This window comes from Bacillus sp. 103mf (assembly GCF_900116295.1).
Taxonomy (GTDB): domain Bacteria; phylum Bacillota; class Bacilli; order Bacillales; family Bacillaceae_G; genus Bacillus_A; species Bacillus_A bruguierae.
In genome coordinates, this window is sequence record NZ_FPAF01000009.1 from 100,697 (window position 1) to 113,096 (window position 12,400).

General features: G+C 36.2%; 11 protein-coding genes. 9 read left to right on the forward strand and 2 right to left on the reverse strand.

The annotated features are described in order from the left end of the window. Nucleotides 1-9 precede the first annotated feature (9 nt). The 9 genes from BM350_RS18315 to fsa all read left to right on the forward strand — a co-directional run bounded on the left by BM350_RS18315 (nucleotide 10) and on the right by fsa (nucleotide 9,587). The gene (locus BM350_RS18315; RefSeq protein ID WP_090917512.1) at nucleotides 10-834 is read left to right on the forward strand and encodes a glutamate ABC transporter substrate-binding protein; all 825 of its coding nucleotides are present in this window, start codon (nucleotides 10-12) and stop codon (nucleotides 832-834) included. Nucleotides 835-906: 72 nt separating this feature from the next. Beyond that, nucleotides 907-1,563: an amino acid ABC transporter permease gene (locus BM350_RS18320; protein ID WP_090917511.1), complete on the forward strand. Its 657-nt coding sequence runs from the start codon at nucleotides 907-909 to the stop codon at nucleotides 1,561-1,563. Continuing rightward, entirely contained in the window at nucleotides 1,564-2,208 is a 645-nt protein-coding gene (locus BM350_RS18325) for an amino acid ABC transporter permease (RefSeq protein WP_090917509.1), read from the forward strand. It begins immediately after the preceding gene. A gap of 139 nt (nucleotides 2,209-2,347) precedes the next feature. After that, nucleotides 2,348-3,772 (forward strand): amino acid permease, encoded by a 1,425-nt coding sequence (locus tag BM350_RS18330; protein WP_090917507.1) that lies wholly within the window; start codon nucleotides 2,348-2,350, stop codon nucleotides 3,770-3,772. Further along, nucleotides 3,750-4,127, forward strand: coding sequence for an OsmC family protein (locus BM350_RS18335; protein WP_090917505.1), 378 nt, complete (start codon nucleotides 3,750-3,752; stop codon nucleotides 4,125-4,127). The genes BM350_RS18330 and BM350_RS18335 overlap by 23 nt, the downstream gene beginning before the upstream one ends. Before the next feature lie 564 nt (nucleotides 4,128-4,691). Then, a complete protein-coding gene (locus tag BM350_RS18340; protein ID WP_090920515.1) occupies nucleotides 4,692-5,150 on the forward strand; it encodes a MarR family winged helix-turn-helix transcriptional regulator in 459 nt (152 codons plus the stop codon). Between the two features lie 19 nt (nucleotides 5,151-5,169). After that, nucleotides 5,170-6,792 carry an MDR family MFS transporter gene (locus tag BM350_RS18345; protein ID WP_090920517.1) on the forward strand — a complete coding sequence of 541 codons (1,623 nt, stop codon included), beginning with the start codon at nucleotides 5,170-5,172 and terminating at the stop codon, nucleotides 6,790-6,792. Nucleotides 6,793-7,511: 719 nt separating this feature from the next. Next, nucleotides 7,512-8,417, forward strand: coding sequence for a ribokinase (rbsK, locus tag BM350_RS18360; RefSeq protein ID WP_090920523.1), 906 nt, complete (start codon nucleotides 7,512-7,514; stop codon nucleotides 8,415-8,417). A 522-nt stretch (nucleotides 8,418-8,939) separates the two neighbouring features. Continuing rightward, complete coding sequence (fsa, locus tag BM350_RS18365) at nucleotides 8,940-9,587, forward strand: fructose-6-phosphate aldolase (RefSeq protein WP_090920526.1); 648 nt, start codon at nucleotides 8,940-8,942, stop codon at nucleotides 9,585-9,587. Nucleotides 9,588-10,343: 756 nt separating this feature from the next. Here the strand turns inward: fsa and BM350_RS18370 are convergent. Further along, nucleotides 10,344-11,498, reverse strand: coding sequence for an MFS transporter (locus BM350_RS18370; RefSeq protein ID WP_090920529.1), 1,155 nt, complete (start codon nucleotides 11,496-11,498; stop codon nucleotides 10,344-10,346). A 511-nt stretch (nucleotides 11,499-12,009) separates the two neighbouring features. Then, on the reverse strand, nucleotides 12,010-12,400 hold a 391-nt coding region (locus BM350_RS18375), incomplete at its 5' end, for a CAP domain-containing protein (protein ID WP_244548043.1).

A 12,400-nucleotide genomic window follows, 5' to 3' on the forward strand; every position in this document is an offset into this window, starting at 1 on the left:
AGGAATTTGATGATTAAAATGAAAAAGTGGTTTACGCTTATCGTTTTTGCCTGTTTATTTGTATTGGTTGTAGCTGGGTGTGGAAATAAGAAAGAAAAAGAAGCTGTAAAAAATGAGAAAGAAACTGTTATTGATCAAATTAAGAAACGTGGAAAATTAGTTGTCGGTGTGAAGTATGATACGAATCTATTTGGATTAAAGAATCCAGCAACAGGAAAGGTAGAAGGATTTGACATTGATGTTGCAAAGGCACTCGCGAAAAAATTTTTAGGCGATGAGAATAAATTAGAATTAAAAGAAGTTACTTCTAAAACGCGCATCCCAATGCTGAAAAACGGCGATATTGACGCAATTATTGCGACAATGACAATTACCGAGGAACGCAAAAAAGAAGTTGATTTCTCAGATGTGTATTTTAAAGCTGGGCAATCTTTGCTTGTAAAAAAAGGAAGTGGAATTAAAGATATAGCTGACGTGAAAAAAGGGGTAAAAGTGTTAGCTGTAAAAGGTTCTACTTCTACGAACAATATTCGTGCCAAAGCACCGGAAGCGACTGTGCTTGAATTTGAAAACTATAGTGAAGCATTTACGGCATTGAAGGCAGGACAAGGCGATGTGTTAACAACAGATAATGCCATTTTATATGGTATGGAAAAGCAAGACGCAAACTATGAAGTGGTTGGAAAAAAATTCACAGATGAACCATATGGCATTGCGGTGAGAAAAGGAGAAACGGAGCTTACGAAAGTAATGAATGAGTTACTCAAAGAGATGCAAGCAAACGGTGAATACAATAAATTATATGAAAAGTGGATTGGGAAAAAGCCGGAGTAATACCACAAATATAGGATACAAGAGGATGAGAAATAATCATCCTCTTGTTATGAAGAAAGAGGGGGAGCGTTTGTGCCCGATTTTTCGATTCTCTCAAATAATCTAGATTTGTATTTAGAAGGATTCAAATACACAGTACTGTCTAGTTTGATCGCGTTAATTGGTAGTTTTATTCTTGGCATCATCATCGCAGTGATGCGAATTGCGCCAATTCGGCTTCTAAATTGGATTGGGGCAACATATGTAGAGTTTATTCGGAATATCCCTTTAGTCCTCGTTGCATTTGCTTTTTATTTTGCTTTTCCGGTAATCGGTGTTACATTAAGTGGATTTGTTGCTGGTACAACTGCACTTACGATATATACAGCGGCTTTTATTACAGAGGCAATTCGTGCAGGAATTTTATCAGTTCCGAAAGGGCAGATGGAAGCAGCACGTTCTTCTGGTTTAACATATGTACAAGCGATGTATTATATTATTTTGCCACAAGCGATAAAAATTGTAATTCCGCCGCTAGGTAATCAATTTCTAAATTTAGTGAAAAACTCTTCTATATTAGGGATTATTGCTGGGACGGATTTAATGTACCAAGGTGATTTAATCTCTACAAGAACATTTGTCACATTTGATGTATATATATTTGTTGGTGTGTTTTATTTACTTTTAACTGTTCCGCTTAGCATGGGTGTTCGCTTCTTAGAGAAACACTTGGCGAAAGGAGCTGTGTAGATGGACTTTCGAGGTGCTTATACAGGAGATCATATTATTTTTTTATTAAAAGGATTACTTGTTACGCTAGAAATCGCTCTTATTGCAATCTTCCTTAGTTTTATCATTGGTAGCGTCATCGGTACGTTGCGATATACGAAAATACCGGTTGTATCAACAATACTTGCTTGTATTGTTGAAATCATTCGTAATTTACCGCTGTTATTAATTATTTTCTTTACATATTTTGCGCTCCCAGAAGCTGGATTGAAATTAGAGATTACAACAGCGGCCATTGTGGCTTTGACGATATTTGAAGCAGCAATGATATCAGAAATTGTTCGCAGTGGTTTATTCTCAATTGAGAAAGGGCAAATTGAAGCAGCGCGTGCTTCTGGATTAACGTATGTACAAACGCTTCAGCACATTATTCTGCCGCAAGCGCTGCGACGTATGGTGCCGCCGCTTGTCAGTCAGTTTATATCTCTTTTAAAAGATACATCGTTGGCAGTCGTTATTTCATTACCAGAATTAATGCATAATGCTCAAATTATAAATGGTCAAAATGTGAACTATATGATTCCAATCTTTCTTCTCGTCGCTTGTATGTATTTCATTGTAAATTATAGTTTGTCTCTTTTTTCAAGACGGTTAGAAAGTAGGTGACTCTTGCATTGTATTTTATGCAAGAGTTATTTTTTTAGAAAAATTTTAATTTTATATAGAAATTGTAAACGCTTTATTGTATATTTTTTATTATCAGAAAATTTTAAAATTCAAAGGGGTATGCAAGGGGAGGAAGAAGATGAATCAGACAACGAATGAGCAATTACATCGTACAATGAAGAGTAGACATTTATTTATGATTGCACTTGGAGGAGTAATCGGAACAGGTTTCTTTCTCGGATCAGGATATACAATTAATCAAGCAGGACCAGGAGGAGCAATCCTTTCGTACTTAGTCGGTGGTTTAATTATGTATTTAACGATGCTTTGCCTTGGTGAACTAACAGTTGCCATGCCCGTTTCGGGATCGTTTCAAAAATATGCGACGAAATTTATCGGACCTGGAACAGGGTTTATGATTGGGTGGCTGTATTGGCTAGGCTGGGCTGTAACGGTTGGTTTAGAGTTAACGTCAATTGGTTTAATGATGAAAAGATGGTTTCCGGATGTAAATGTTTGGGTATGGTGCCTTGTGTTCGGAGGACTTTTATTCATTTCAAATGCAGTATCAGCAAAAAGCTATGCAGAATTAGAATTTTGGTTTTCAAGTATTAAAGTAATTACCATTATTGCATTTATTCTTCTTGGTGGAAGTGCACTACTTGGTTTTTTACCATACGATGGAAAAGCAGCAGCACTGCTTTTTTCTAACTTCGTACATGATGGCGGGTTATTTCCACATGGAATTGGAGCTGTGTTACTAACAATGATCACGGTAAACTTCTCCTTCCAAGGAACAGAGTTAATCGGAATTGCGGCAGGTGAAAGTAAGGAACCGGAAAAAACGATTCCACGTGCTATTCGTAATACAGTGTGGCGTATTATGTTGTTCTTTATTTTAACGATAACGATTTTAGTAGGATTAATTTCTTGGAAAGAAGCAGGAGTTATTGAAAGTCCGTTTGTTGTTGTCTTTGATAAAATTGGTATTCCATATGCGGCGGATATTATGAACTTTGTTATTATCACTGCTCTATTATCGGTAGCAAACTCTGGATTATATGCAGCAACGCGTATTTTATGGTCGTTAGCAAATGAGGGAATGGCACCAACTTCTTTTAAGAAGGTGAATAAAAGAGGGATCCCGATTACAGCATTAGTTGTAACGATGATTATTGCAGCGCTATCGTTATTAACAAGCGTATTCGCGGAAAGTACTGTATACATGTATTTACTATCTATTGCAGGGTTATCTGCGGTGTCAAGTTGGATTATTATCGCATTTTCACAAATTCGATTTAGACAACAATATGTAAAGAGCGGCGGCAAGTTAGAAGAATTAAAATATAAGACACCATTGTATCCAATTGTGCCAATTGCAGCGCTTGTTTTAAACAGCATTGTTGTGATTAGTTTAGCCTTCATCCCAGAACAGCGCATGGCATTATATTGCGGCATTCCATTTATTATTTTTTGCTACATATATTATTATATAAATAAAAAGAGACAGCAAAAGGTGCAAATGGAAAAGGAGAATACATATGCAACTAATAGTCAAGCGTGATGAAATCATAACGAAGCTTCCATATGGTGAATTGCAAATTGGAAAAGAGAATGGGTATACACCATTAGAACTTTTGATTGCTTCGATTGCAGGGTGCAGTGCAATTGTATTTCGAACGATTTTAGAAAAAAAACGTATTACGTATCATGAATTTACAATGGAAACGGAAATCAGAAGAAGCGAAACTTTATCGAAACCATTGGAGAGTGTCCATTTACACTATAAAATAAAGGCAGAAAGAATCACGCAAGAACAGTTAGAAAAGGCATTAGAGCTTGCGATGAAAAATTGTACAATTGTGCAATCTGTGAAGGATAGCATTGAAATTATTGAAACAATTGAATTGATTTCATAAAGTGAAACTTTAATCAGTGGGGGGCTTTATCCCTCACTGATTATCAGCCCTCACCAATCGGGCTTTTACGGGCAGTTTATCTCCCACCTAACTTCTTTGCTTTCGCTGAATTTTGAGGTGGGAGTATTACTGCACGTTAATGCGGGATAAAGAAGTAAAGACTACCATTGCTATGTGGTGTATGCATAGTAATGGTAGTTTTTTGTTATGAGAAAATCATCCTAGCATTTCAGCTATATAAATCCATTTGAATTTTTCGACATATAAGTTTCTGCCGTGCAGAATACAACATGACCGCTACTTGCTTGCTCTCTTTGTTTAAAACCTGGCATGTGGCAGGAATAGGCCCTGATCGCTTCTATGCATGGCCGGATGCTCTTGTCCCCTTTAAAAAGAAAGGGGTTTTTATGTCGCTTTTTTAACTTGTATATAGCATGATTTTCGTATTTTTTTACCGAAAAAATACGAAAGTTTGCAAGAAACAAAATCATTGACATTATTAATTTCGGAGTTTAATATTTAAAGACGTTAAATATTTTATTGTTTAAATAAGGGGTAGAAAATATGCAAAATGACATGACTCATATAGATAAAATTCAAGCTCTTGCATTTTCTATTGGAAAGAAATTGCAAACGGAGTTATTAGAGAAATTACAGTCATCTGGATTAACACCACCGCAATTTTATATTTTAAAAATTTTAGATCGTTACGGTGCATCAAGAGCAACAACATTAGCGAAGAAAATGTATGTGAAACCGAGTGCCATTACAGTCATGATTGATCGTTTAATCGATCACGATTTGGTTTTGCGTTATCATGATGAAAATGATCGCCGTGTGGTTGTAATTGAGTTAACGGCAAAGGGGAAAGCTGTTCTAGAAGAGGCAATGATTGCTCGTAATCAACATATTGCCAAGTATTTTTCTGAATTAGAAGTACAAGAGAGAGAAGACTTATTGCGATTATTTGAAAAACTAGAAGCAATTATTTGTCAATCATCAGAGAAGAAAGAGACAAACTAAAGAGAGTTGAGGAGATTATATGGAACAACAAGCAAATCAAAATAGAACGTTGTTGTTAATTGGTTTAGTTATCGCGATGCTATTTGCTGCATTAGACGGAACAATCGTTGGTACAGCAATGCCGCGTATTGTCGGTGAACTTGGCGGATTAAGTTTAATGACATGGTTAACAACAGCATATATGTTATCATCAACAACGGTTGTACCAATCGCCGGTAAATTAGCCGATTTATTAGGCCGCCGCACTGTATATATGACAGGATTAATCGTCTTCATGATTGGTTCTGCGCTTTGTGGTATGGCAAACGGTATGACTGAATTAATTATTTTCCGTGGTATTCAAGGGCTTGGCGGCGGTATTATGATGCCGATGGCTATGATTATCATTGGGGATATGTTTACAGGAAAAGAACGTGCGAAATGGCAAGGGGTTTTTGGAGCGCTTTATGGTCTTGCTTCTGTCATTGGTCCGCAAATTGGTGGTTGGATTGTTGATTCAATGAACTGGAGATGGGTATTCTACATTAACTTACCAGTTGGGATTTTAGCGACAATCTTTATCGCAATGGGCTTAAAAGGGAAGAAACAAACAGGGCCAATTCAAATTGACATCGCTGGTATTTTCACGATGATCGTCGGTGTTGTGAGCTTATTATTAGCATTAACATTTGGCGGAAAAGACTACGCTTGGGATTCTTGGCAAATCATTGGTTTATTTGCGCTTGCGATTATTGGGCTTATCAGCTTTGTTATGGTCGAGAAAAAAGCGAAAGAACCGATTTTACCTGTCCATTTCTTTAAAAATCGTACATTTACATTATTAAATGCAATTGGTTTCTTTATGAGTATTGGAATGTTTGGAGCAATCATGTTTGTTCCATTCTTTATGCAAGGTATTGTTGGTGTAAGTGCTGCTGAATCAGGAACGATTATGACGCCAATGATGATTACGATGATCATCACGAGTATTATTGGTGGTCAACTTGTGTTAAAAGTTGGAGTAAAGCCACAAATTATTACTGGGATGCTAGTTATGGCTGGCGGATTTGGAATGTTAACGACAATGGATATGCATACAAGTAAGCTTGTTGCAACGTCGTATATGATGATTATTGGTTTTGGAATGGGCCTTGTAATGCCAACTTTAACATTAGCATTACAAGAAAGCTTTCCGAAAAAAGATCTTGGAATTGTAACTTCATCAAGTCAATTCTTCCGTCAAATCGGTGGTACATTTGGGATTACGATTTTAGGTTCCATTATGAATAACACATCTGGTACAGTATTAACAGAAAAATTAGTGCCTGTACTGAATACGTTCCCACCACAAGCAGGACAAATCGTGACGAAGTTTAAAGATATGATTCACACAGATCCGCAAGGGCTATATTCAATGTTATTTAGTCCAGAAGCAATGAAGCAGATGCCAGAAGCAATTGCAAACAGTATTGTGCCTGTATTAAAGACATCATTATTAGATTCTCTTCATCATGTATTTATAACTGGATTAGTATTTATTCTAGTTGGTGCTGTATTTACATTGTTCTTGAAGAAAATTAAGCTTTCTGATCGTAAAAAGGGAACAGAAGAACAAAAGAATGAAAAAGAAGAGAAAGATGCAAGTGCAAGTGTATCTTATTGATCATAAAGAAGAGCATCGCCTGTAGTGGCGATGCTTTTTATATAATCGCAATTTTTACTGGTGGGAGAGCGATTTTGGATGTTGAAAAAGTAAAGGAGTTGGGGATGATCTTGTCATTTACAAACAATTGACGGATTTTCATGAATACGTTATATTATTTGCGTAAACGGTTACATATGGTAAAGAGAGAAAAGAATGTGCGATAAAAGACGTCGCGAAACTAGCGGGGGTATCTTTTGCTACTGTTTCTAGAGTAGTCAACTACCCACCACTTAAACGTTAACACGTTTTGAAGTGGGGGCTTGTAAAAAGCCCTGGTTGTCTAGCCTTAGTCTTCCGTGGACTCCGTTCGTAGGTTGCATACCCAAGAATGATTCCCTAGTTCTTGGCTCTATGGTGGCTCTGTAACAGTTCTGATTGGGAAGGAACGGTCAACCACATGCTTTCTTGTATAAGAAGTTGCTAACACCTACAAACATTGGCGAAGGGAAACTACATCCTGATATGGATGGGCAAAACATGTGTGTATTTGCCAAGAGTTATTTTAGACTATGCCTAACCGAAAGAAGTCCTCATCTTACCGCTGGGCTCTTGCCCGTCACTTGCTTGAAAATGGGGACTTCTTTCGGAAATACGTTAAAAGTGCCGGTTATAGCAATTGATCGTATCGTTGCAGGAAATGATTTGATTGCATTCGGTACAGTAAGGAGGGGAAGGTATTGCCAAATATTGTAGTAGTTGGCAGTGTTTCCATAGATTTAGTTGCCATCTCAAAAAAACGCCCGAAAGCTGGTGAAACAGTAATTGGTGAAGCATTTTATACTGTTCCGGGTGGAAAGGGTGCAAATCAAGCTGTAGCTGCAGCACGTTTAGGTGCAAATGTTGCGATGGTTGGAGCAATTGGAAATGATAATTATGGAAAATTTGTTCGAAAAAATTTAGAGAATGAGCATATTTTTAATGAATACGTGGAAGCGATTACGCATGAAACAACAGGCATTGCCCATATCGTATTGGCTGAAGAAGATAATAGTATCATTGTTGTGCAAGGTGCAAATCGTTCTGTAAATGAACAACTTGTAAATCGTGCAAAAGATCTTCTTATGAAAGCAGATATGGTTGTTTTACAGTTAGAAATTCCACTTGAAACAGTAACATATGTACTAAATATTTGTGAAGAACATCAAATTCCAGTTATTTTAAATCCAGCTCCAGCGCAAAGATTGCCAGAGGAAGTATTGCAAAAAGCAACGTATATTACACCAAATGAGCATGAATGTCGAATTGTTTTAGATGACTTTACATCACCAATTGAATCACTGCTTGAAAAATACCCCAATAAGTTGTTAATGACGGAAGGTGGAAACGGTGTTCGCTTCCATAATGGCATAGAAATTGTTCATGTACCAAGCATATCTGTTGAAGTTGTTGATACGACAGGAGCTGGAGATACATTTAACGGTGCATTAGCAGTTGCGATTGCAGAAGGGGAAGAATTGCAAAAAGCAATTTGTTTTGCAAACATTGCAGCCGGGCTTTCTGTAACGAAATTAGGAGCACAAGGTGGTATGCCATCAAGAGATAAATTACGAGAAGTAAAGAGGATTGTAGGATGGTTTAATTAGCTTTGTTATTGCAACATTAAATTTAGTGTATATTGAACTGTCAAATGCATGTAAGATTATGACTTTTATCGTAATTTTAACTTAGAGGTATTGACTTATTAGTAGGTTCTATTTTAGCATTATTACGTACACTTATTGCTGGCATGAATTCATTCTTTGCAATAAGTGTGGATTACTTGCTGTCCTTATAATGGTAATTGTAAACGGTCTCATCATTGAGAAAGGAAAAGTAGTACCTTTTATCGAAAATGATGTTTTGAGGGGTTTTACACTCATTTTTATGGACAGACGTCTGACAACTAATCTTCGTTATTGCTTTGATATTTCTGCTAAATGAATAGTAGTGGATGTACAAAATCTCGTTTAAAAAGCAATATGTAATCGGTATTATTTCAACGGATTCCAATGCAGTTACATCGGTAGTAAGTGTGGCAAAGGAAAAAAGTAAAAATTTTTTTGGTTGAATTAGGCCGTATTAAGAAAAAATAAACACATACTTACATTCAGAAAGGAAGAAAAAACATGAAATTTTTTATTGATACAGCAAACATTGACGAAATTAAAGAGGCAAACGACCTTGGCGTATTAGCAGGTGTGACAACGAACCCATCTCTTGTGGCAAAAGAAGGCGTAGATTTTCATGAGCGTATTCGTGAAATTTGCAGTGTTGTAGAAGGACCTGTAAGTGCAGAGGTTATTAGCCTAGAAGCAGATAAAATGATTGAAGAAGGAAAAGAATTAGCGAAAATTGCACCAAACGTTGTTGTGAAAGTACCAATGACGACAGAAGGCTTAAAAGCAGTAAAAGCATTCGCTGATTTAGGAATTCGTACAAACGTAACATTAGTATTCTCAGCAGTACAAGCATTACTTGCAGCACGTGCTGGTGCAACGTATGTATCTCCATTTTTAGGTCGTTTAGATGATATCGGTCATAACGGCATGGACTTAATTCGTCAAATCGCTGACATCTTTGCGATCCACGGTATCCCAACGGAAATTATTGCAGCATCTGTACGTCACTCTGTTCACGTAACAGACGCAGCGTTAAACGGTGCGCATATCGCAACAATTCCAGCAAATGTTATCGCTTCATTAGTGAAACACCCATTAACAGATCAAGGAATTGAGAAATTCTTAGCGGATTGGGAAAAAACGCAAGGAAAATAATATAAAAAAATGGTTCAACGGATACGTTGAACCATTTTTTTTATGGATAATTCCTTCTTACATGTCCACTAATATATCGACCGGTTTTTTTATTGGGAATTTCTTCGAATGTAATAAGTATTTTAAAAGATGAATATTAAAATTTTAGGGAAATATGGAAGGGATATGAAGTAGAGAAGAAAACACCGTTTCGAGTTTTTTCGGCATTTGCAGTAACGACATTATTAAGTTGTACACTTATGTCGAAAAATTAAAGTGGATTTATAGTTTGGAATAAAGTGAAACTTCCGTCAGTGGGGGGGGCTTCATCCCCCACTGCCCGTTAATGCGGGATAAATTCCTAAATATTTTATCGAGTTGTGCAGAGAGAAAAAATATTTCCGGGGGAATTGTCGAAAGTTATTCTATTTTTTTATTTAGATTTTGTTTATGAACAGCAACAACGGCTACCGTTGTCAGCAAAGTAATTATCTCAATATGCTTTTTAAAATGAAAAACTTGGAACAAAACCTAGAAATATATGGGTTATTAAATATAGAATAGAAGTTAGAAGGGGTTCATTCCAACTTTTAGGCAAGTATTGATATAAAAACGTTTTGGGATACTCTAAAATATTAGCTTGATGGCGATGTGGTGCTACCCCATACAGAAATAGACATACAAAAACGCCATTCTTTCCTATGATTTTACAGAAAGAATAGCGTATTTTTTCATTTTAGGGGGTATTTTGTTTTGTTAGATTGATAGCGATGGGGGTTATTCCATCATTGCTTTTTTAAATCTTCCTCGTACATAAATTGTTGAAGCAAAAGTAAGTAAGAAAGCTGTTCCAATTACAAAGCTTACGCTCGGTGAGGCGCCGATTGCTCCAATTGTAAAAGAACCGGCAACAACGCCTAATGAGAAGAATGCATAGAATAATCCAAATGCTTTTCCGCGATTGTCTTCTGTTGTATTTTCAACAAGTAAGGCATTAATAGAAGGAAAGAGAATGGCAAATCCAATTCCGTAAATCATCATTACAACAAAAAGCATGCTCTTTGTTGTAAATATACCAAGCAATGATAGTGCCAATGCCATGATTGCAATACCGATAACCATCATTTTTTTACGGTTAAAGAAATCGTATATACGATTTGTAGGTAGTAAAAAGAAGAGGATTGCAGTGATTCCAAAGACACTAAGCATCATTCCTGTTGTAGACGTTTTTAGTCCTAAAGCTTCTATTTTTACAGGTAACATATATGTGACAATTCCTTGTGAAAACATTAAGGTGAAAGCACCGATATATGCTTGTAATAGTGGTTCGAACTTTAATAATTCAAGCAGTTCTTCTTTGTTCATCATTTGTATCCGTGACGACTTTGTTCTTGTTATGTTATTTGGCAGCAAGAAAAGTGAGATCATTGTACCAAGTATCATTAAGATAGAAATTGTAATGAAGACCCAGTGTATACCAGCTTTTGCTTTCATAATCCCACTGAATGCAGGACCGATGATAGCTGCTGTTCCAACGGCTGCACCAGATAAAGCCATTGCTTTCCCTTGTTTTGTTGAGTTTGTTTGTTTTGATAAGAAAGTGAAGGCAGCTGGTATTAAGAAACCATCACTAAATCCGTGCAGAAAACGAACGATAATAAGTTGTTCTCCGCTTTGAACAATGGTATATAACAAAACTATAAGACTTGTAATACCCATGCTAATATAAAGAACTTTTTTTGCACCATATTTATCAACAGATGCACCTGCAATAATATTGCCAATCATATTAGCAAACGAGTACATTCCAACGACAAGACCGATAATAAGAGGAGTTCCCCCGAGGTTTTGTGCGTATGTACTCATAATTGGTAATTGTGAAAATGTATCGAAAAATGCGATGATAACAATAAAATAAATAAAGTATTTCAACTCTTTCACCTCTCTTGTGCTATTATGACATAATGCTAATTTTCTCCGCAATGAAATTGATTGGCATGTTTGGAAATTTGCGTATGGGGTTATAGGAGAGGAAAGATATTAGAAGGTAGTGAAAAATAGATTTTTGCATGTCTTCATTCTATTTATATTAATCTATTTTAATTTTTTGACATACAAGTCGCTTCTATGCATGGCCAGATGCTCTCGCCCGCCTAAAAAGAAAGAGTTTTTTTATGTCGATTTTTTAATTTGTATTTATATCGTATGCAAGAAGATTATCTTATGGGCTATTTACAAATTGTAGGTGGAGAATATTTGACGCTTACAATAAAAAAAACAGAAGTCATTCGTAAAAATGACTTCTGTCGTTCAAAACTTTTTATTGAACTCTTTATGGAATACATTTATCAAACGGTTGAATTCGTTTCATAATTAAAATCCCATCACTTGCAAGTCCAAAAAAGTTTTTTGCTAAAAACTCGAGTTTATCAACAATTTTTATTTATTTTTTGATAAATTGTTGCGTCCAAATATTATCCTGTTCCACGTAACCAACACCTATATAGGTAAAATTACCATTTAAAATATTCGCACGATGTCCCGGACTGTGCATCCAAGCATTCATAACTTCTTCTGGTGTTTGTTGCCCTTTAGCAATATTTTCACCTGCTGCGGAATAAGAAATACCAAAACGTGTCATCATGTCAAATGGCGAATGATAAACCGGACTAGTATGATCAAAATAATTATTTTTCAACATATCCTCTGATTTTATACGTGCTACTTTACTAAGCTCTGTATCTATCTGTAATGGAGATAAGCCCGCTTTCGCTCGTTCTACATTAACTAGCTCCGCAACACGTTTTTCAAACGCATTTAGTACATGACCTTTA